The organism is Parapedobacter lycopersici (genome assembly GCF_024643285.1).
In the GTDB taxonomy this organism is placed as follows: domain Bacteria; phylum Bacteroidota; class Bacteroidia; order Sphingobacteriales; family Sphingobacteriaceae; genus Parapedobacter; species Parapedobacter lycopersici.
This window is the reverse complement of record NZ_JAMSLW010000004.1, coordinates 217,709-238,782: the sequence shown is the minus strand read 5'-3', so window position 1 is coordinate 238,782 and position 21,074 is coordinate 217,709. Positions and strand designations below refer to the sequence as shown.

16 protein-coding genes and 1 tRNA gene are annotated in these 21,074 nt (G+C 48.4%); 12 read left to right on the top strand and 5 right to left on the bottom strand.

What is annotated here, in order from left to right:
• Window positions 1–4 precede the first annotated feature (4 nt).
• From NEV57_RS10245 to murB, 3 genes are all read right to left on the bottom strand, one after another.
• Window positions 5–247 carry a cytochrome b5 domain-containing protein gene (locus NEV57_RS10245; protein WP_372340074.1) on the bottom strand — a complete coding sequence of 81 codons (243 nt, stop codon included), beginning with the start codon at window positions 245–247 and terminating at the stop codon, window positions 5–7.
• A 29-nt stretch (window positions 248–276) separates the two neighbouring features.
• Window positions 277–792 (bottom strand): RNA polymerase sigma factor, encoded by a 516-nt coding sequence (locus NEV57_RS10240; RefSeq protein ID WP_257658230.1) that lies wholly within the window; start codon window positions 790–792, stop codon window positions 277–279.
• Between the two features lie 210 nt (window positions 793–1,002).
• On the bottom strand, window positions 1,003–2,028 hold the full coding sequence (gene murB, locus NEV57_RS10235) for a UDP-N-acetylmuramate dehydrogenase (RefSeq protein WP_257658229.1): 1,026 nt from the start codon (window positions 2,026–2,028) through the stop codon (window positions 1,003–1,005).
• A gap of 112 nt (window positions 2,029–2,140) precedes the next feature.
• Between murB and NEV57_RS10230 the strand changes: the two genes are divergently transcribed.
• The gene (locus NEV57_RS10230; protein ID WP_257658228.1) at window positions 2,141–2,746 is read left to right on the top strand and encodes a TetR/AcrR family transcriptional regulator; all 606 of its coding nucleotides are present in this window, start codon (window positions 2,141–2,143) and stop codon (window positions 2,744–2,746) included.
• A 6-nt stretch (window positions 2,747–2,752) separates the two neighbouring features.
• On the opposite strand, the gene NEV57_RS10225 is transcribed toward NEV57_RS10230, so the two are convergent.
• Together NEV57_RS10225 and NEV57_RS10220 are read right to left on the bottom strand one after the other, a co-directional pair.
• A complete protein-coding gene (locus tag NEV57_RS10225) occupies window positions 2,753–3,727 on the bottom strand; it encodes a YpdA family putative bacillithiol disulfide reductase (protein WP_257658227.1) in 975 nt (324 codons plus the stop codon).
• Between the two features lie 58 nt (window positions 3,728–3,785).
• Window positions 3,786–5,954 carry an FUSC family protein gene (locus NEV57_RS10220; protein WP_257658226.1) on the bottom strand — a complete coding sequence of 723 codons (2,169 nt, stop codon included), beginning with the start codon at window positions 5,952–5,954 and terminating at the stop codon, window positions 3,786–3,788.
• A 271-nt stretch (window positions 5,955–6,225) separates the two neighbouring features.
• Between NEV57_RS10220 and NEV57_RS10215 the strand changes: the two genes are divergently transcribed.
• From NEV57_RS10215 to NEV57_RS10165, 11 genes are all read left to right on the top strand, one after another.
• Window positions 6,226–6,909, top strand: coding sequence for a hypothetical protein (locus NEV57_RS10215; RefSeq protein WP_257658225.1), 684 nt, complete (start codon window positions 6,226–6,228; stop codon window positions 6,907–6,909).
• Window positions 6,910–7,205: 296 nt separating this feature from the next.
• The gene (locus tag NEV57_RS10210; RefSeq protein ID WP_257658224.1) at window positions 7,206–8,024 is read left to right on the top strand and encodes a DUF3575 domain-containing protein; all 819 of its coding nucleotides are present in this window, start codon (window positions 7,206–7,208) and stop codon (window positions 8,022–8,024) included.
• 406 nt (window positions 8,025–8,430) lie between these two features.
• The gene (locus NEV57_RS10205) at window positions 8,431–10,995 is read left to right on the top strand and encodes a phosphoenolpyruvate carboxylase (protein ID WP_257658223.1); all 2,565 of its coding nucleotides are present in this window, start codon (window positions 8,431–8,433) and stop codon (window positions 10,993–10,995) included.
• Window positions 10,996–11,077: 82 nt separating this feature from the next.
• Window positions 11,078–11,650, top strand: a complete 573-nt coding sequence (locus NEV57_RS10200) for a DUF4142 domain-containing protein (protein WP_257658222.1) — start codon at window positions 11,078–11,080, stop codon at window positions 11,648–11,650.
• Window positions 11,651–11,664: 14 nt separating this feature from the next.
• Window positions 11,665–12,699 (top strand): Gfo/Idh/MocA family oxidoreductase, encoded by a 1,035-nt coding sequence (locus NEV57_RS10195; protein WP_257658221.1) that lies wholly within the window; start codon window positions 11,665–11,667, stop codon window positions 12,697–12,699.
• A gap of 136 nt (window positions 12,700–12,835) precedes the next feature.
• Window positions 12,836–14,908 (top strand): polyphosphate kinase 1, encoded by a 2,073-nt coding sequence (gene ppk1 / locus NEV57_RS10190; RefSeq protein WP_257658220.1) that lies wholly within the window; start codon window positions 12,836–12,838, stop codon window positions 14,906–14,908.
• Entirely contained in the window at window positions 14,905–15,792 is an 888-nt protein-coding gene (locus NEV57_RS10185) for a Ppx/GppA phosphatase family protein (RefSeq protein WP_257658219.1), read from the top strand. The genes ppk1 and NEV57_RS10185 overlap by 4 nt, the downstream gene beginning before the upstream one ends.
• Before the next feature lie 72 nt (window positions 15,793–15,864).
• Window positions 15,865–15,947 (top strand) — tRNA-Leu (locus NEV57_RS10180).
• 337 nt (window positions 15,948–16,284) lie between these two features.
• Window positions 16,285–18,681 (top strand): ABC transporter permease, encoded by a 2,397-nt coding sequence (locus tag NEV57_RS10175; RefSeq protein ID WP_257658218.1) that lies wholly within the window; start codon window positions 16,285–16,287, stop codon window positions 18,679–18,681.
• Between the two features lie 471 nt (window positions 18,682–19,152).
• Complete coding sequence (locus tag NEV57_RS10170; protein ID WP_257658217.1) at window positions 19,153–19,716, top strand: sigma-70 family RNA polymerase sigma factor; 564 nt, start codon at window positions 19,153–19,155, stop codon at window positions 19,714–19,716.
• 90 nt (window positions 19,717–19,806) lie between these two features.
• Entirely contained in the window at window positions 19,807–21,048 is a 1,242-nt protein-coding gene (locus NEV57_RS10165; RefSeq protein ID WP_257658216.1) for a FecR family protein, read from the top strand.
• Window positions 21,049–21,074 lie beyond the last annotated feature (26 nt).

The window sequence follows — 21,074 nt, the reverse complement described above, 5'->3', positions numbered from 1 at the left end:
TCCATTATACCAGCTTTCCCACCACTTCAAACGCAGCGAATACCCGGTCCGTATGTGGGGCATCCGCCAGTTCGGCTGTTAGGTCCTGTCCGGCCCAATGCTCATAATGCATGCCCCTTCGCCAAAGGCGGCTGCCTGAAACGTCGTAGATATACTCGCGGTAGGCCACCCATATTTCGGGGCGGTCCTGTCCATTTCGCAGCGCCAGTTGGGACCGTGAATAGGTAGGTAGCGGCGGATCCGGCATACAGGTAGTTTCCTGGGAAGCAGCGGGCATCAGTTCCGTTCGTATTTATAGGGTGCCAATGCTTTTTTCATCGCCTTTCTGGCTACATGTATGCGTGTTTTAACCGTTCCGATCGGTATATCCAGGTGCTTGGAAATTTCGTGGTATTTATATCCCTCGAAATACATGCTGAATGGTACGTAATATTCATCCGATAGCTGCGTCATCGCCCCCGAAATATCCTCCATGATAAATTTATTTTCCCCGCCGTTCCGTGTAGCGCTATGCAAAAGGCTGGCGTGGGAAATTTCATCTGACTTGGAAACCAGCGCATTCGTTTTTACGAAACGCCTGTAGTGGTTGATGAACGTGTTTTTCATGATGGTATATAGCCAGCCTTTGAGGTTGGTTCCATCTTTAAACTTGCCGTAATAGGTTACCGCCTTCAGTACCGTGTCCTGTACCAGGTCATTAGCGTCTTCGTTGTCGTGCGTGAAATGCAGGGCATAACCTTTAAGGGAATCGGTGTGCTGAACCACTAAGGTGTTAAACTCAAATTTCGTCATTTCTTTACGGTTTAATGGATTCCAGGTTGCGCTGGATCTCCGGGTTAAACATTTTTTTATGTACAAATAAGCGGTCTGTCGCTTACTTGAAGAAAACGTGACGTTTTGCTTCGGTTTATCTAGTGTCGCCTTTCGTATTGCAAGTATCGTGCTAAAAAGAAATGATGTTGGTAAATTTAATGCTAAGATATTAATAAGGTTTTGAAAATACTATACCACATTTACTTCCCGTTCCAATAGAATTCCAAAGGTCTCTTTTACATCGTCAATAATCTGTGTAGACAGATTGTATATGTCTAACCCTGAGGCATTTTTGTGATTCACCAATACCAGCGCCTGGTTTTTCCAGGTGCCTGCATCGCCGACTTGTTTCCCTTTCCAGCCACATTGTTCGATCAGCCATCCGCCGGCTATTTTAACATGGTCCTTATTTGCCGGGAAATACACGAAGTCCAGGTGGGGGAACGCCGTTTGTAACTGACCCAAATGCTGTACAGTGATAACGGGGTTCTTGAAAAAACTGCCTGCATTGCCTATGGTTGCGGGATCCGGCAGTTTTTCGGTCCGTATGCTGGAAATCGCCTCGGCAACGTCCGACAGGGTAGGTTCATGGATTCCCCGGCTTTCCAGTGCCGAACGGACCGCACCATAGCCGGTATTCAGCGCCGGGGTGAGCGTCAGATTCAGCGACAGCTGGGTAATGATATACCTTCCCTTTTCTCTTTTGAAGCGGCTGTCGCGATAGGAAAACCCACATTCCTCCCGGGAGAAGGTTATCATTTCCCCAGTATGTGTATCAAATGCGCGGCATTGGCGAAAGACCCCGCTGAGCTCGGCACCGTAGGCGCCGATATTCTGAACCGGCGCCGCTCCCGCCGTTCCGGGGATCAGCACCAGGTTTTCGATGCCGCCGAACCTGCGGTCCACACAGTACCATACCAGGTCGTTCCAGATCACGCCGCCACCTGCAACGACCTCCACGGAAGTTCCGGTGATTCGGTGGTCAATGCCCTGGATGGCCATATGGATGACCAGTCCGTCAACGTCCCGTGTAAACAGGATATTGCTCCCACCGCCCAGAATCAGCACAGGCAGACGCAGCAGGTCTTCGTGCTGTGTATATAGCTGCTTCAGTTCCGCTTCATCATTAATTTCGACAAAATAACGTGCCCTGGCGTCAACGCCGAAGGTATTATAGGATTTTAACGGGAAGTTTTCCTGGATCAAAAGCCTCATATATTGACGGATATTTTCAATTATTCAAAAGTATGTTTAACTTTAGCTCAGTTAGCTTTGGTTTCCAAAGATACGCGATTGACCTGAGAGCAAATAATTGGATTTTGATGATATGATTAATGCAGATAAAAAACGCACATTGATCCTGGAGGCGGCTACCCGTAGATTTGCTCATTTTGGACTAACCAAGACGACGATGGCGGAGATTGCGAAAGACCTTTCGTTTTCCAAGGCGTTGTTATATTACTACTTTCCGGATAAGAACAGCCTATATGCCGCGGTACTGGAACACGTCATGCGAAAGACATTCCAGGAAATTGAAGCGGGCTTAAGTGCCATCAACGACTGCGAAGAGGCCATGATGTATATGCTGGATAAGCGTATTGCGTTTATCACCAAATACTATACCCTGTTGGAATATTCCATGTCGGCGGTCCAGCAGATGCCGGATGAAATGGCCTGTGTAATGGGTGAAGCCAAGGATGAAGAAATAGAGCTCATCAGTGCAATATTGCGTAAAGGCAACGGGAATGGACAGTTAAAGGTGGATGATGTGGCCGAAACAGCAGAGATTATCCTGTATGCGCTGGTTGGTATGCGGTTCAGCGTACTGAGTGACATTAAGGGATTGCTGTTTCCGACGAAGGAGGAATTCGACCGCATCCTGACCCTGCAGAAAAAGATGGCTATCATACTGCTTAAGGGACTTCGCGCGTAAGGGCCGTTAGCTGCCGGTAATGTGCCTGATGATCTGGCTGGCGTGGATACGGGAATTCTCGATAAACCACAGGTGGGTATTCATGCCGCCGCAGACAACCCCGGCGAGGTAAAGGCCGGGGACATTGGTTTCCATGGTTTCGGGATTGTGGTATGGTACTCTTGAAGCATCTTTTGCGAGATCGATGCCAATACGTTCCAAAAAACTGAAATTGGGCTGATAGCCCGTTAGTGCCAGCACAAAGTCGTTATCCAACGTAATCGGCCCGGCAGGCGTAAGTACGTCCACCGAAGCGGCCCGGATTTCGGTAAGCCGGCTATTAAATAATGCCGTTATCTCTCCATTGGCAATCCGGTTTTCGATGTCTGGTCTGACCCAGTACTTGACCCGTTTTCCAATATCACTATCCCGTACCACCAGCGTCACTTCCGCCCCCTTGCGATAGGTTTCCAGGGCGGCATCCACCGATGAGTTGCTGGCACCGATCACCACGACCCGCTGGCCGGCGTAATAGTGGGGATCATGATAATAATGGGCGACTTTCGGCAAAGATTCTCCCGGGATATCCAGCATGCACGGTATATCATAGAATCCTGTAGCCACAATCACTTGCTCGGCCCGGTAAACCGCCTTGGATGTGGTTACCTTAAACCCCGTGTCCTGCTTTTCCACCGTTCCAACCTCTTCAAAGAGCCGGATATTCAAACTGAATTTCTGCTGTACCCTCCGGTAGTATTCCAGTGCTTCGGCGCGCCGGGGTTTGGAATTAATGGAAGCAAAAGGTACACCCCCGATTTCCAGCCGCTCCGAAGTGGAAAAGAATGTCATGGTCTGTGGGTAATTAAAGAGGGAATTTACCAGACACCCCTTTTCAATGATGAGGTACGACAGGCCAGCCGCCTGCGCCTCGATGCCACAGGCCAACCCAATAGGCCCGCCACCAATAATAAGTACATCAAAACGATCGGTAGCTATTTCCATGCAGGGCAAAGATACACGACAATCGCGCGAAAACAAAAATCACGGGCGGAATGTTGCGTCAGGCGGGATGTCGGCTTTTTTGCTGTTCCGCCAACCGGTCACAGGTTTTATGCAGATCAACTGCGATGCGGTTTAGGAACTGGAGCTGTTCGGTAATCAACCTAAGTTCTTCCGAATCGATATTGTTTGCATCAATATCAGCAGGTGTTTCCACCTCGGTTTCGTGAAAATCATCAGCCTCATCATCGGGTTCGAATAAGTGGATTGATTGGGCCAGGATATACAGCGTCTTGCGGATCGTTTTGATTTGCTCTCCGGTCAACGCGGAATTATCGGCCTCCTGCACATTGTTGAGCAGGGTGACTGAGTAAGAGGAAAGGATGTGGTTAAATACGACAAACTTATTCATTTCCTTTGTATTCTGCTGCTTGTATTTGGGCTCGGTGATCATCCGCTGGAATGCCGATCCCATGTTGGCAGTGGTGATGTACACTTCTTTACGGGCCAATTTATAATCCGTGACACTGAGCGTTTGGCCGGCAATGATTTTCAATGCCTGGGCGATATACTGGTAATTAGCGATCAGTAGTTTTCGCATCGCGCCCTGAACCTGTGCGCTCTCCCAGCTGGGCAGGATGATGTAGCTGGAAACAAAGGCCAGTCCCGATCCGATAAACGTATCGATAATCCGCTCGCGGAGCACCGACAGGGTATTCATATCGAGGAAACTGAACAGGATGAGGATATAAGGTGTCATGAACATGACGCTCACGATGTAGTTGATCCGGATCAGGCTATAGGTGGCCACCATCAGGAACAGCAACAGGATGAAGAGGGAAGTCTCATCTTTGACCATCAGAAGGATCAATGCCCCTGCGATACCGCCGATGACCGTGCCGACCAACCGCTGGAAGTTCCGTTGCTTAGTGAGGCTGAAACCTGGTTTTAGGATCACCATGATGGTGAGCAGAATCCAGTAGCTGTGTGTACCGATGTCAAGCATAAAGGAGATCAGGTAACCCATGCCCAGCACAATGGCCATACGGACCGCGTGGCGGAACTGGGTCGATTTCAGCGTGAGGTTTTCCCTGAATTGTTTGAGATCGATTTCCTTATGTTCAACAAATCGCTTTAAATCAGCTTCCTCCCGTCGGAACGTATTGGTTTGCTTTGCATCGAAGTAACCATAGATATTGGTTATCCGTTGGACCAGGTTGCGTACATTAATCAGGATCTTTTTCAGCGGCAGGGTGTTTACACCGTAAGTCTGCTCGGTATGATCAATTGCCATGCGCAGCTGTTCCAGCTCCTGCTTGAAATCATACAGTGGCTTGGGTCGTTTGTTGGCATTAATCTGGTACGCCAATCGGTCGAGTTCGTTGCTGATCCGCAGGATCGTCCGTTTGAAATGCTGGAGCATGCCGGTCTTGCCAAACTGATCCCGTATGGAATCGTAATCGTAGTGGGTTGCCATACTCTGCTCAAACAGGTCGATGATATCCGTAAAAATCAGGATCAGCAGCCGGCCGATTTTCGTGGTGTCGCGTATAATCCGCTTACTTCGGAAAAGCTGGTCGCGTACGTTATCCTGATGTTCGCTCACAACGATCTGCTGTTCGATGAGGGTGCGGTAGTTTTTATCGGTGTCTGTCGAAGGATCATAGAACCTAGCCTTGATCCGGATGTAGTCTGCCACATTGTGGATGGATTCGGCCAGCTCTTGCTGGGCCTGACGATAGGGACGCACCTGGTGAAGCGACAGGCTGAGCAGCATATACCAAACGCAGCCAATCAGCAGGTAGGCCAGGTGGGATATGGCGTCGGACGCCACATCGCCGGCTCCGGTATTGAGGATGATGATCATGATGCCCATCGTGCCTACAGAAGAGGCACGCGCGCCATACACGGCAAACATGGAAAAAAGAAAACCCAGGCCAACAATAGTTAAGCCAAGCAAAAACGGCTGGCTGTTTACCAGCAGCGTGATAAGTGCAGCGGCAAATACGACGGCCGTACACGCAAACATGCCGTTGCGGCGATGGCTTGGCGGCCCCGGCGTGTCGACAAGTCCAACGGCGAGGGCACCGAGTGAAATGGTGATCCCGATCTGCAGGTTACCCAGTAGCGAGAAAATAAGCGCAGGCGTTACCGTGCCGAAAGTGATGCGCATCCCGTCGGCAAAGTACTGGCTATAAAAGAAATTCTGGATATCCTGTGCCTTTTTCATTTTTCTGTGCCTGAAAGCGTGCTGAAACGGTACCCCTATCGGCAGATCGGCGGTATCCACAAAGATATGTAAAAAGATTGTGATAGTAGGCCCTCAATACCGTTAATGAAGGGCCTTCCTGTTGGGCACCGGCAGCACAGAAAATACTTACTTTTGGGTATATATGTTGTTTTTCGGTATCCGTAGTTTTGTGTGATCAATCAACAGTAATTGACGTGAAATCGCGATGGATCGTTAACTCATTTTATCATTAAAAAAACAAACAGTTGCTATGAAAATTAAACATCTACCAATTATGATGGCGGCATTCGTCATGTCTTTTGCGCTATTTGCCGCTCCTGCCCAGGCGCAGAAGCCGAAAAAGAGAACCCTCACCATCAGCACGGAAAGCGGTGCAAATTTATTCATTGACGGCAATCAGGTGACCTCGCCCGCCAAGATTAAGATTGACAAGCGGGCTGCTATAAACGTGCGTGTCGAAAAGGTAGGATTCGTTACCGAGATCCGTAACTACGACAACAACGGCATTAACGTGATCCCGAAAACGGATTTTATCCAGCTTACGAAAGATGAGGCATACGAAAATTCCTTTGTCACCAACCTGGCGAACCAGGACATAGACATTAAGCCATCGAGAAATACCGATGAATCCTGGCTGTTATTGAACCGCATCGTTACGGGTTCATTTGATGTCATCGCCATTATGGATAAGGCAACAGGGTATATGGCGACGGCGTGGTCAGCCAAGGCGTTTAACTCCGGTGTCGTCCGTACCCGTTTGATTATCAGGACAACCAGTTCCAATCCGTTGGAATACAAGGCGAAACTGGTATCTGAAATCGCGCCTCCGGGAACCAGTGTTAATTCGGATGAATCTTTTCGCCGGTGGGACCGCGTGTTGAGGACGTATGAAAGCGTTATTCCTGATATGCAGAGCCGTTTGGCGGTTAACTAACCGACCGGTTGCCCAGTGGAATAGCCGCCACAATACTGCAAAAAGATAATGCCTAAATCGAAAAATAGAACGGATAGCCTGACTTTGTGCTGTCCGTTTTTTTTCAGGTTAATGGCTGGACTTTTGGGATTTTTTGCAAAACCCGTTGTGGGATCCTGTACAAACCCTTACCTTCACCCATCCATGATGCTGAAATCGGGATTCCATGAAAACAGCTAAAACAACAATCAATAAATACTGTTTCTTTTTTGATCACAATGCGTTGTGGATACAATGAATAGCCCACTATGGATGCAATGAACTGCTTAAAGACATTCCTTTTTCTCTTATTAACCGCCCTTATTTCGTGTAGTTACGCACAGGAATATCAGCTGCGTGCCGCACCGGTTCCGGATCCTATACTACAGTCCGGGCAGGCAGAAGGCGATTATGATATGAATGTTGCCAAAATCAATCTGCTGGCGCTTCCCCTGCGTAGTTTTTCATTCCAATATGAGCGGCTCGTCGCGCGGAAGATATCCGTTGGGCTGGGTCTGGCCATGGTTCCGCGGGGTAGTTTTCCAATGCTCGGCAGCTTTGAATCCATTATTGATGATGCGGAAACCTTTGATGACCTGCAGCATGTACGGGTTGGCGGCACGGCCATCACGCTGGAACCACGTTTTTATTTTGGCAAGCACGATGGGCCACGGGGATTCTATCTTGCACCTTATTTCCGTTACAGTACTTATGGCCTGGATTTCGCGGAATTTGAATATGAGGTGAGCCTGACGGGTGAATCCGGCACAATATCAGAAACCCGCAATATCCCGCTCACGGGACGGGTCAACAGTTTTACGGGAGGGATACTTTTTGGTGCGCAGTGGCGTATTGCGCAACGGTTTTACCTCGACTGGTGGATATTGGGTGCGGCATACGGAGGTGCAAGAGGCGACCTGAAGGGGACTGCCACGCTGAGTCCGCAGGAACAGGAAGGATTACGCGAGGCATTGAACGAACTGGAGATTCCGATGGTAGAAACCACTGCGTCCGTGGATGCAAACGGCGGCCGGCTATTGCTCAGGGGACCCTGGGCGGGCGCCCGTATGGGCCTGGCTATTGGGGTCGCATTTTAAATACATCCAACTTGGGCGTTTTTGCAGGACAGATAGGGCAGTGACTCCCGCTCTCCGGCACGGCGAGCTGTTAGGTTGGTGTAACCGATGAAAGTGTATAGTATAACCTTTAACACGTTTAAGACAAGCGCTTTCGGGCGCTGTCTTGCTTTTAGTAAGGCAATGACCGGCGGTTTCCCGGTTTGTTTTTCCCCAGCGGACAACTGGGGCTTTTTCCGTCGGGAAACACGAAAACTATATTGGATTTTTTTCAACACATTCCTGTAATTATTGCTATTGTAGTAACGTTTTGTCCATTTTTTAACAAACTATTTTTATATTTGGCGGTTTGGTTAGCGGAATTGTCCAATGATGCTGACCCGAAGATATCAACATTCGTTATATTTAGTTCCTCATTTTATATGGCATGAAGTTAAGTAAAAAGCAAGCAGTCTTTGAAAACGAAGTACTCACCCGGTTTGAGCTGTTCAATAGTCTATTTATGACATTGCCGTTTTATCAGGTGAAGCATACGGGAACGCTCCTGCCATTCTTCACTACACATTGTGAACGGGGGGTGGCAAACAAGCTGGATCCGGAAACCATTCTTGAGAGCTTCTTTAACGAATATAAACAGTATATCGGCGAATCCGACCGGATAGACCTGTTGTTCCGGATTATCCAGTATATTGAACGCCAGGTCGTGCTTTTCGATGCCGTGGAAGATTCGGCATTTAAAAAAACCGGCCGTTCGGACGAGGCCGGCATGCTTGACTCCGTATTCAAATTAACGGAAAACAATAAGGCGCTCCGGAAAAAGCTCATCGATAAACTCCAGAATTTTTCGCTTCGGTTGGTCCTGACGGCGCATCCGACACAGTTCTATCCGGGGCCCGTACTGTCCATCATCACGGACTTAACGGAGGCCCTCAAACAGAACGACATTCATAACGCCCACCTGCTGCTGCAGCAGCTGGGAAAAACACCGTTTATGAATAAGCGTAAACCAACGCCGGTGGATGAAGCGATCAGCCTGGCCTGGTTTCTGGAGAACGTGTTTTATCCGGTGGCATCGGCCATTCAGTCGAAAATAGACGATGAGTTTGATATATCTGCTGAAGATATTAATCCGGTGGTGGAACTTGGTTTCTGGCCGGGCGGCGATCGCGACGGTAATCCCAACGTTACCGTGGAAAGTACACGGCAGGTCGCGATGCTGCTCCGTACAGTGCTCTTCCGCTGCTACTACCGTGATTTCCGGGTACTGAAAAGGCGATTGACCTTCCGGGGTGTGGAAAAATACATGGATAAGCTGTACGACCTGTTGTATGAAAATAGCTTTAATCCGCCCCAGACCCCGAGGAATGAAAAAAGCCATATTCTTCAAAACCTGCGGGAGATAAAACGGGTGCTTGTAGAGTACCACGATGGGCTGTTTGTGGAACTGGTTGACGATATGGCGCGGAAGGTAAAGACGTTCGGCTGCTTTTTTGCCACGCTGGACCTTCGGCAGGACAGCAGCATCCTACGGCAAACGCACCGGTACCTGCGTGAAAAATACCCGGACCTGGCCGGCATAAGTGCCGATTTCGAACAACGGGACGAGGCAGGCAAACAAGCGGCATTGCAATTCCAGGAACTGGACCTACGGCACGATGCGGCTGCTTCGGCGCTGGTGGCCGATACGCTTGATGTGATCCACCTGATTAAGGAGATTCAGTTGTCGGGAGGGGAGCGCGCAGCGCAGCGGTTCATCATCAGCAATTGCCAGCAGGCATCCGATATCCTGGAACTGATGGAGCTGTTCCTTTGGAGCGATTGGAAGCGGGACTCCCTGCACATGGATTTTGTGCCGCTTTTCGAGACGGTGGATGACCTTGAGCGGGCGGCAGATGTGATGAAATCACTGTATACCCATAAACAGTACGCGGCACACCTGAAGCGCCGGGGTAACCGGCAAACCATTATGCTGGGTTTCTCCGACAGTACCAAGGACGGCGGTTACCTCATGGCCAATTGGTCTATCTATAAAGCTAAAATTGAACTTACCGCCATCGCGCGGCAATATGATGTGGACCTGGTCTTTTTTGATGGAAGGGGAGGACCCCCTGCCCGCGGCGGAGGAAAAACCCAGCGGTTCTATGCAGCCATGGGAAAAGAGGTGGTCAATGACCACATCCAACTGACCATCCAGGGGCAGACCATCAGCAGTCAGTATGGTTCGCTGGACACGGCCCATTACAATATTGAGCAGCTGCTTTATGCCGGACTTAATTCGCACATCGGCCAGAAAGACGGTGATACGCTGAGCGTAGAGAAAAAGGAGCTGATCGACTACATGGCTAACGTCAGTCATGAAAAGTTCCTGGAGCTGCGGCATGATCCGCTGTTTCTTAAATACCTCGAACGGTTCAGTCCACTCAAGTTTCTCTCGCAGATCAACATCAGCAGTCGCCCCGTGAAGCGGAATGCCGATCGCGAATTGCGTCTGGAGGACCTCCGTGCCATCAGTTTTGTTACTTCCTGGAGTCAGTTGAAGCAAAACATTCCCGGTTTTTACGGAGTGGGCATGGCCCTGCAACAGGCCGATAAGGATGGCCGGTGGAATGAGGTGGTGGAGCTGTATGAAACTTCGGGGATGTTTAAGACAATGATCGACAATTGCATGATGTCGATGTCCAAATCCAATTTTGATTTGACATCCTATATTCAGAAAGATAAGGAATTTGGTGCATTCTGGCAGAAAATGTGTGATGAGTTTGAACGGACAAAGACTTATGTGCTGAAGCTCAGCCAAAGCACCACGTTGATGGAAAACTACCCGGTAGAACGCGAGTCCATTGCCATGCGGGAGAAAATTGTGCTGCCGTTGCTTATTATCCAGCATTATGCCATCCGGCAGCTGCAGGAAGAGCCAGACAATGAAGTATACGCCAAATTGGTAACGCGTACCATATACGGTGTGGTCAATGCCGGACGGAACCTGGCGTAATCCATGCTGATGGATCAAGGAACTTGTTTGATAAGAAGCACATTTTAGCTAAGTTTGCCTGTCAAAAAATAAAAATAGTACTATGAAACTGGATAAGATTTCCCTCATTGCTGCCTGTGCAGTATTTACGTTAGGTTCCTGTGTGCGGCATTCGGGAGAGCCGATGGGCCGGGCTTCCCTGTTTAATAATAAAACAGGTGTGGACAGCGAGGGCTTTAGCTTTTTTAAGTCTGTGCATGAGGCAGCAGCATATGAAGTGGACCTCGCCAACCGTGTTGGAGCATCGGCTACTTCGCCGGAAGTGAAGAAACTGGCAAGCCAGGTGGTCGAAACCTATCAGTCCATTTTACCTGAACTCGTGGAGATCGCCACGGTGGAATATGTTATTCTGCCAGATCCGGGAGCGTTGGCGTTGGAAAGTGTTTCCGCAGATTCAACGACAGACAGCCTGTCTACCGCCGGTACAATTACAGTTGCGGAACAGGATTATATCGCCCATGTGCAACATAAGCAGGCGATGATATTGGAACAGTTTAACCGTGCCAGCCGGAATACCAACAAGCAACTGCGCAACTTTGCAGCAGCGAAGCTTCCGGCTGTCCAGGAATTGTATGCGCTGGCGGGAGGTGAAGCCGACCACGGGGCGCACCACTGATAAACAGAAATCCCATGGCCAAAAAGAAGAGCATCGTTACAGGTATCCTGTCGTATGGAATGTCCGGAAGGGTATTCCATGCGCCTTTTATCGACCAGAAGACGCGCTTTGATTTGCGAGCCGTGGTAGAACGGCATGAGAAACATGCGCAGCATCGCTACCCGGGTATTATCAGCTATGATTCGGTGGATGAGCTACTGCGTGACGAAGCGATTGAACTGGTCATCGTTAATACGCCGAATAACCTGCATGTAGCGCATGCTACACAGGCACTAAAGGCAGGGAAACACGTATTGGTTGAAAAGCCCTTTGCCACCAGCAGCGCGGAGGCCAGGGAATTGTTTGCGCTGGCCCGGAAGATGGACAGGCATGTGATGGTATTCCAGAACCGCAGGTGGGACAGCGACTTTAAACTGCTCAAGCGTGTGGTGGAGCGCGATACCTTGGGGGAACTGATCGAACTGCATGTCCGGTTCGACCGCTATCGCATGGAAAAAAGTGCAAAGACATTTAAAGAAACCGATATTCCCGGAAGCGGGGTATTGTACGACCTCGGTCCGCACTTGCTGGATCAGGTCATTAGCCTGTTTGGCAAACCGGAGAAAAGCCTGAAGATCACCAGTACACACCGCCCAAATTCCGAGGTGGCTGATTTTGCCACCCTGATACTGAATTATCAAAATGGACTTACGGTGTTTATACACGCGAGTCTGCTGGTGGCCAATCCGTTACCTGCTTACGTTTTGCACGGGATGAAGGGGTCTTTCCAAAAAGTACGCGCCGATGTACAGGAAGATCAGCTGCAGGCCGGTATTTCGCCCAAGGACCCCGAGTATGGTATTGAGCCCGTAGGAAAAGAAGGGTTGATTACGTTGATTAAGCCAAATGGCGACCGTGAATTGCGTTACAGGGAAGCGCTTAAGGGCGATTATAACGACCTGTTCAACGCGGTCTATGCCCAAATCCGCCGGGATGAACCTTTTCCGGTGAAAGAAGAAGAGATCCTTTGGCAAATGGAAATCCTGGAACAGTCGGCCTGGAATGGCTGAAGACCGCTTTAATAAGAAATTAACACCCGCTTACGGCTGATAACATACAGGATGTTGGTTATCATGAATTAACAACGAGTTAACATTAAAAAAATCTTGTATTGTTAATATTGGCCTGTTTACTGTAAGCGGCCATATGTTGACCATTGTGAAGCGAAAATATCCATTTATTAACCGGGAAATCAGCTGGCTGTATTTCAATGAACGCGTGCTACAGGAAGCCGCGGACAAAACGGTCCCCCTTATTGAACGGCTTCGTTTCCTGGCTATATTTTCCTCCAATCTGGATGAATTTTACCGGGTACGGGTGGCTACGCTTAACCGGCTGGTGGATATCAATAGCAAAACCAAGACATTGCTTGGATTTAATCCCCGAAAAATTCTTAATGAGATTAAAAATCTGGTAGTCAAGTTAGAACGCCGCTTTGATTACCTGTATGAGGATGAGATTATCAAGGAGTTGGAGGCGCAGAAGATATTCATCATTAATGAACAGCAGCTCAATGTGGCACGCGGGACTTATGTGCGTGAATATTTCAGGAGGCAGGTGCTGCCTACGCTGGTTCCCATTATGCTGGAGCGCGACGATCATTCCGCGTTTCCCGAACTGAAGGACCGGCATATTTATTTTGTTGTAAAACTTACCTTCCGCAAGAAAATCAAGTACGCCCTGCTGGAAATCCCTACGGCCATCATCTCAAGATTCCTGATATTACCGGAAAACAAGGGACTGAAGTTTATCATTTTGCTTGATGATATTATCCGGTATTGCCTGGATGACCTGTTTTTTATTTTTGAGTATGATACCATAGAGGCTTACAGTATCCAGCTGACCCGTGATGCGGAGTTGGATATCGATGTGAATATGAGTGACCGGTTTGTTGACGCATTGATGCAAAGCCTCCAGCGCCGCGACAAGGGGCGCCCCATGCGGTTGCTCTATGACAGTGATATTCCGCTGGATGCATTGAATTACCTGGTGTCACAGATGCGGCTCGATCCGGGCGCGATGATCCCCGGGGGGCGGTACCATAATTTTAAGGATTTTATTGATTTCCCCAACGTTGGAAGTGACGCGCTGGAGTATGCCGTACAACCGCCATTGCGGGTCCACAACCTCGACCTCAGCCGGAGCATCTTTGGCCAGATGGCACAGCGCGATTACCTGGTTAACCTGCCCTACCAGTCATTCGACTATATCGTTCATTTTCTGCGGGAAGCTGCAATTGATCCGAAGGTCAAGGAAATCAGTATTTCGTTATACCGGTTAGCTGAAAATTCCAGTGTGATCAATGCACTGATTAATGCAGCACAGAATGGAAAACGGGTGAACTGCCTTCTTGAACTGAAAGCGCGTTTTGATGAAGAAGCCAATATTTACTGGCGGAACAAGCTGGAGGCGGGGGGCGTGAATGTAAATATTGGGATCGTGGAATATAAGGTGCATGCTAAAATCTGTCTGGTTGCACGCCGGGAAAAACAGGGCATGGTCTATTATGCGAACCTGGCTACCGGTAATTTTAACGAGAAAACGGCTAAGCTGTATGGCGATCACAGCCTTTTTACGGTGAATCCGATGATTACCAAGGACCTCAAACGACTATTCAAGGGATTGGAGAATAAGGTGTTTCATCGCGCATACAAAGCGATTATTACATCCCCGCTGGAAACCCGTAATAAATTTTATCAGCTGGTCGACCGGGAGGTGGAGATTGCAAAGGCCGGTGGTAAGGGGTATATGATTCTGAAGATGAACAGCCTGTCGGACGACCAGATCATTGAAAAATTGTATGAGGCAAATAACGTTGGGGTGACGATCCAGCTGATTATCCGCGGTATGTGCTGCCTGGTGCCGGGGATCAAGGGGTTTAGTGAACGGATTACTGTCAGAAGTATTGTGGATCGGTATCTCGAACATGCACGGGTGTGGGTTTTTGGTAATGGCGGAGCCGAAGAAGTATATCTTTCGTCAGCCGACCTGATGACCCGAAATATCGATCGGCGGGTGGAGGTAGCGTTTCCTATTTATGATCCGGAAATAAAAAGCGAAATCCGCGACCTGATTGATATCCAGCTCCGCGATAATACAAAGGCGAGAGAGATCAACCAACTTAACAATAACCGCTACATCGGTGCAAAGCGAAAAATTAAGCACCGTGCCCAGGAAGACAGTTACCATTATTTAAAATATAAAACAAGTACAACGTGAGGTATGCAGCAATAGATATCGGTTCCAATGCCGTACGGCTTCTTATCGCGGATATTATCCAGAATAACGAGGTTGTTTCCTTCAAAAAGAATACCCTGGTGCGGGTGCCGCTTCGTTTAGGGGACGATGCATTTATTGAGCAATCGATATCCCAGCCCAAAGCGGACGATCTGGTGAAAACCATGTCTGCTTTCCGTAATTTGATGGATGTGTATAAAGTGGAAGCCTATATGGCGTGCGCGACGTCGGCCATGCGCGAAGCTGAAAACGGTGGATCGCTTGTCGCACAGATCAGGGCATCCGGTATAGACCTGCAGATCATCGACGGTGCGAAAGAGGCAGAAATTATTTACAACAGTCATATAGAGCAGCAACTGGGGGGAAAGAAGGTTTACCTGTATATTGATGTGGGCGGGGGAAGTACCGAACTGTCCCTGTTTGCGGATACCCGGCTGGTGGCATCGGCATCGTTCAATATCGGCACAATCCGGATACTGGACAATCAGGATGATGAAGAAACGTGGAATGAAATGAAAGACTGGGTAAAAACCCATACCGGGATGTTTAAGAATGTGTACGGGGTGGGCACGGGTGGAAACATCAACAAATTATCCAGGCTGGCCAATGATAAGGAAGACAAACCGATCTCGTACACGAAACTGAAATCGATCTACGAATACCTTAACTCGTTTTCGCTGAAAGACCGTATCAATGTACTGGGATTGAATAACGACCGCGCTGATGTGATTATCCCTGCGTGTGAAATTTTTCTTACGTTGATGAAGTATGGCCGACTGAGACAGATCATTGTACCGAGGGTAGGCCTGGTAGACGGAATTATACAGACACTGATTGATCAACACCAGGATGAAAACCGTTCCTGATGCGATTTTTCAATTGCATTAAAAGACTTGTAGAAACAAAAAAATACGCTACTTTTGCATTCGTTAATCCCTGCGGAAGTGGCGAAATTGGTAGACGCACCATCTTGAGGGGGTGGCGCCCTACGGGCGTGGCAGTTCGAATCTGCTCTTCCGCACCGACCAAAAAGCCTTTGCGAAAGCAAGGGCTTTTTCATTTATAGGGTATTCCAAAATCCGTGCGGATGCCCATCAGCTTTGGATGTCGTTGATGATTTTTGAAGTCATCATACCGGGTCGGCAGGACAAGTGGCAGTGCACCAGCGGATATTGCTACTCCCGGTCAATACACTGACCGCGATCGTACACCCACTGTTCGATTGCGGACACTTTAATAAACGATCATCTTCGGTTTTTACCTGATCAACGTGTTTTTTGCAATTGGCAAATTTGTTGTTGCCGTAAGGAAGCCTGCGGAGCCGATAGCCTTCTATGGCGCCCAAATAAGACATTGGTATGATTAGGAATTACCTTAAGACCGCACTGCGCAACCTCCGGAAACATCGGATATTTTCATTCATTAACATCACTGGCCTCTCTGTTGGGATGACTGCCTGCTTTCTGATCTTTCTTTACGTGAGCTTTGAACTGAGTTATGACAGCTTTCACACCAAAGCCGACCGCATCTACCGCTTAACCACGACAGTCAGTACACCCACCGAAACGTTCGAGGGGGCTATTACTAATTATCCGAATGGGCCGAATATCAAGCATGATTTTCCCGAGGTAGCGTCTTTTGTGCGGGTTGCGGACATCGATCTATTGGTTAAGCAGGGCGACCTGAAGATTAACGAGCCCCACGGCTTGGCGGTCGATTCCTCCTTTTTCCAGGTATTCGATTTTGGGCTTGTGCAGGGAGATCCCCGCACAGCTTTAGTTGATCCGTTCAGCGTGGTGCTCAGCGAAAGCGCAGCCAAAAAATATTTCGGTACAGAAGACCCGATGGGCCGGGAACTGACTCTCCCTACCGGGGACACCGTGCTCACGGTCCGGATCACGGGTTTGATGCACGACATGCCGGCGAATTCGCAGATTAGGGGGGATCTGTTGGTCTCTATGTCTACACTCACCGAAGTGCTCGAGAAGGAATCTGCCAAAAACTGGACCAATCATTATCCCAGTACGTACCTGTTGCTGAATCCCGGCGCTGATCCCCGGGCACTGGAAGCCAAACTACCGGACTATCTTGAGCGGCATATCGGCAGCCTTATGAAACAGCTGCAGATGCACTATACGCTCCGCCTGTATCCATTGAAGGAGGTATACCTCCATTTCGGTAATTACCGGTATGCCGGGCAAACAGGTAATGTCGTGCATGTTTATATTTTTGGTGCGGTGGCCTTGTTGATCCTGCTGACGGCCTGCTTCAATTTCGTTAACCTGTCCACCGCAAGAGCAGTAGAGCGTGCGCGGGAAGTAGGCATCCGCAAGGTAGTCGGTGCGGCAAGGGGGCAGCTGACGCGGCAGTTTATCGGCGAATCGCTACTGGTAAGCCTGATTGCCATGGTGCTTGCAATCATTCTTTCGTCCCTATTGCTGCCGTTATTCAACCAACTGGCAGGCAAGGTGATTTCCGAGAGCTTATTCAGTAATCCGGGGGCGTTGCTGGTGCTCTGTTCTGGAGCACTTGGAGTGGGGTTGCTCGCGGGTATATATCCGGCCTGGGTACTGTCTTCGTTCAAGCCGGTGAAAGTCCTGAAAGGAGGTATCACCGGTAGCGGTCCGGCGAAGGCCTGGCTACGGAAAGGGTTGGTGGCAGGCCAGTTCACGCTCTCACTTGCATTGATTGCTGCTACGCTGACGGTCTACAAACAGATGGACTACATGCGCAGCCAGCAGCTGGGCTTCCGCAAAGACCAGGTATTGGTTATCAACGGTTATGAAGACCGTGCCCAGGAAACCGTAAAGGAGGCCATTACTAACCTGCCCGGTGTCCGGTCGGCGAGTCTATCCTCCAGTGTCCCAGGCGGCGACCATACCAGCGCCTATTCAGAAATTGAGAATGTGGAGGGATCGTTGCAACAGTCCAACGTAGATCTGTATTTTGTGGATTTTGATTACTTCGACCTGTATAATCTGGAGATGGCGGCAGGGCGATCATTCTCCCGGGATTTTGGGACAGACTCTACGCAGGCGATGGTGCTGAATGAAGCTGCCGTAGCGATGCTCGGGTATTCTTCGCCCCAGCAGGCTATAGGTCGGCGGTTCAAGCAATGGGGGCATGAAGGCCAAATTATAGGGGTGGTCAAGGATTTTCATTACCATTCGCTACAGACTAAAATACAGCCATTGAGCATGCGTATCGATCCAAGTGGTTTTCAGTACATTTCAGTGAAGCTTACCGGTGGTGATGTACGCACCAGCCTGAATGCAGTTAAGGCAGTCTGGGAAGCCCAGGTACCGGATAAGCCGTTTACGTATGAATTCCTCGACGATTCCTTTGATAGTCAGTACCGTGGGGAGCAGCGGTTCGGTAGCCTCTTCTTCTACTTTTCGGTACTGGCCATTTTCATTTCCTGTTTGGGCATGCTGGGACTGGTTGCATACAGTACCGTACAGCGTACCAAAGAAATCGGCGTCCGCAAGGTACTGGGAGCATCGGCGATAAGCGTGGTTGCGCTGATATCCCGTGATTTCCTGAAGCTGGCGGGTATCGCGGCTGTCATCGCCGTGCCACTGGTGTGGTATGTTATGGACCGCTGGCTAGCAAACTTTGCTTACCGTACACCGTTATCCTGGTGGATATTTGCGCTGTCGGCCGTATTGATGTTGGTGATTACGCTCGCAGCGATCGGTTTCCATTCTGTTAAGGCCGCATTGATGAATCCGGTAAATACGCTTCGGAACGAGTAGGTAACCAGGCGATGCATAGGTGTACCGGTCTTGCTTAACCGCTGCTGACGACGATCGGCTGCACGTTTTTCTCCAGACAGCCATTCAGAAATATAGTAATTCGTGACGTAGATTCGCTTGAAGTTAAAGCGAGAGCGCTCGATGGTGTCCTGCTCCCAGACTAATTAACAGATATCCACAGCTGCCACATACCTGAACCGAAATTGGCAAGCGTGGGTTAACGGGATTTCCTCTTCCTTATCAATAGGGAAATGCCTATGCAATAATAGGTTAGGTCCTGAAATAGCTCTTCCTTTTTTACTTAAACCACTAACCGATGTGACCTTAAATATCAAAATATTTACAGTCATCGGCTCATGTGCGCTGTCGCAATATGCTCTTATATCACAGTGCATGTATGTACGGCGTTGATTTAGTAAACATATTTGCAAATAAACTTTTTAATTCTATATCTTAGCTTTCTACCCAATTATGCCTGATTTTAATGAGAAAAACGATACAGAATTAATCTTCCACCTGAAAGATGGAGATGAAACGGCATTCACCGGAATTTATAATCGATATTGGGACAAGCTATATTTTTTGGCCTATCAAAAATTAAAGGACACTGCGGCCGCAGAAGAGATCGTTCAAGATGTATTCCTAACACTGTGGAAACGAAAGTCAATTCTTCAGATTCGGTCGTTACCAGTATATTTAGCCGCTATGGTGCGCTACGCTGTTTACCATTATATTGCCAAAGAAAAACAGGTTCAGGAATACCAGCAGAACTGGAAACGACATCAGACGTTATCAATAGATGCTGCTGAGGCGTTAGAAAATAAACTACTCCTTGAAATTATTGAAACGCTGTCAAATGATCTGCCAGAAAAATGCCGGTTAGTTTTTCAGTATAATAAACTGGAAGATCGTCCACTCCATGAAGTTGCAGATACACTCCATATCTCAACAAAGACGGCGGAAGCGCACCTTACCAAGGCGCTTAGAATCATACGGAGCCGTTTCGGTAAAGGTTTATATTCCCTTTTTATTTGATTTTTTAATTAATTAGATAATTAGATAAGGGTAAATCCCCATCGCCATACTCTACCTAATAGATAAGCCAGAAATACTGGACAACCAATTATGAATCATATTAGGGAGATTGCAAAAAAATTTATTGCAGGGAATGCCTCTTTAGCAGAAAAGGAATTGCTGCACAAGTGGTATGATGAACAGATCATTGCCGCTGAGGAGTTTGTAAATATCCCCGATGCAGCAAATGCGGATGAGATACGTCAGCGCATATATCAAGCCATATTAGCAAGATTGGACGAGCAGCAATCAGGTAGTGCCGGAGAGAAAACGACAACAATCATTGAGTTTAGACAAATAGCTGCTGTGGCAGCCGTGGTATTTATCGCATTTTCACTCATCGGCTACCTATATTGGCCTGAAAAGAATCAGACAATTGTACCCGTTGAATCCGAAAACAGCATTGTAATAGAAGACGTATCTCCCGGAGGGAACAAAGCTGTGTTGACACTTGCTGATGGGCATGAAATAGTCTTGGCACAACAGGAGGAAGGTTTTCTTACCCGGGTAGGTGATGTGACCATCAGCAAAACAGCCGATGGATTATTGGTCTATAAAGTAGCCAATAGCCGATCTGTATTTGCGGATAACCGTATGTTGTATCATAAATTGACCACACCAAAAAGTGGCCAGTATCAGGTTATATTGCCGGATCAAACCAAAGTGTGGCTTAATGCAGCTTCTTCCTTGAAATATCCTGCAAAATTTGCCAGCGACAAACGGGAAGTCGAACTGGATGGTGAGGCTTACTTTGAGGTAGCCAACGCTTTTTATGCAGAAAGACACCTTTCTGCGAAACCCAAAAACAGGAATCAATATAAAGTGCCTTTTATTGTAAAAACAAGGAACCAACAGGTTGAAGTGACCGGAACCAAGTTTAATATCAATGCCTATGCAGATGAGGAAGCGGTAAAGACAACGTTACTTGAAGGTGGCGTACGCGTTACGGTCTCTGCGGCAGCCGGGGCACTTGGACCACAGCAAAAGGTCTTAAAACCCGGAGAACAGGCGGTATTAGCGAACGACCAACTGGATGTGACTCAGGTCAATGTCGAAAATGAATACTCATGGAAAGATGGTAATTTTTTGTTTAACGATCAGCCATTACATATGATCATGCGACAATTATCACGCTGGTATGATGTGGAGGTTGATTATACGCACCTACCCAATACCCGGTATAATGGCTTTATCTCCAGAGATGTGCCGCTGTCCCGTGTGTTGGAAATGTTTGAAAAGACCGGCAATACTCACTTCGAGATAAAAAACAGAACCATTAAAGTTAAACCCTAAAAATGATATGCCTATGTAGTATAAAC

Bases quoted from the DNA above. Each gene is read 5' to 3' on its own strand.
- NEV57_RS10170 (WP_257658217.1), top strand. From the start codon at position 19,153: ATGCCTGATTTTAATGAGAAAAACGATACAGAATTAATCTTCCACCTG.
- NEV57_RS10175 (WP_257658218.1), top strand. From the start codon at position 16,285: ATGATTAGGAATTACCTTAAGACCGCACTGCGCAACCTCCGGAAACAT.
- NEV57_RS10205 (WP_257658223.1), top strand. From the start codon at position 8,431: ATGAAGTTAAGTAAAAAGCAAGCAGTCTTTGAAAACGAAGTACTCACC.
- ppk1 (WP_257658220.1), top strand. From the start codon at position 12,836: ATGTTGACCATTGTGAAGCGAAAATATCCATTTATTAACCGGGAAATC.
- NEV57_RS10215 (WP_257658225.1), top strand. From the start codon at position 6,226: ATGAAAATTAAACATCTACCAATTATGATGGCGGCATTCGTCATGTCT.
- NEV57_RS10200 (WP_257658222.1), top strand. From the start codon at position 11,078: ATGAAACTGGATAAGATTTCCCTCATTGCTGCCTGTGCAGTATTTACG.
- murB (WP_257658229.1), bottom strand. From the start codon at position 2,028: ATGAGGCTTTTGATCCAGGAAAACTTCCCGTTAAAATCCTATAATACC.
- NEV57_RS10165 (WP_257658216.1), top strand. From the start codon at position 19,807: ATGAATCATATTAGGGAGATTGCAAAAAAATTTATTGCAGGGAATGCC.
- NEV57_RS10240 (WP_257658230.1), bottom strand. From the start codon at position 792: ATGACGAAATTTGAGTTTAACACCTTAGTGGTTCAGCACACCGATTCC.
- NEV57_RS10225 (WP_257658227.1), bottom strand. From the start codon at position 3,727: ATGGAAATAGCTACCGATCGTTTTGATGTACTTATTATTGGTGGCGGG.
- NEV57_RS10230 (WP_257658228.1), top strand. From the start codon at position 2,141: ATGATTAATGCAGATAAAAAACGCACATTGATCCTGGAGGCGGCTACC.
- NEV57_RS10195 (WP_257658221.1), top strand. From the start codon at position 11,665: ATGGCCAAAAAGAAGAGCATCGTTACAGGTATCCTGTCGTATGGAATG.
- NEV57_RS10210 (WP_257658224.1), top strand. From the start codon at position 7,206: ATGAACTGCTTAAAGACATTCCTTTTTCTCTTATTAACCGCCCTTATT.
- NEV57_RS10220 (WP_257658226.1), bottom strand. From the start codon at position 5,954: ATGAAAAAGGCACAGGATATCCAGAATTTCTTTTATAGCCAGTACTTT.
- NEV57_RS10245 (WP_372340074.1), bottom strand. From the start codon at position 247: ATGCCGGATCCGCCGCTACCTACCTATTCACGGTCCCAACTGGCGCTG.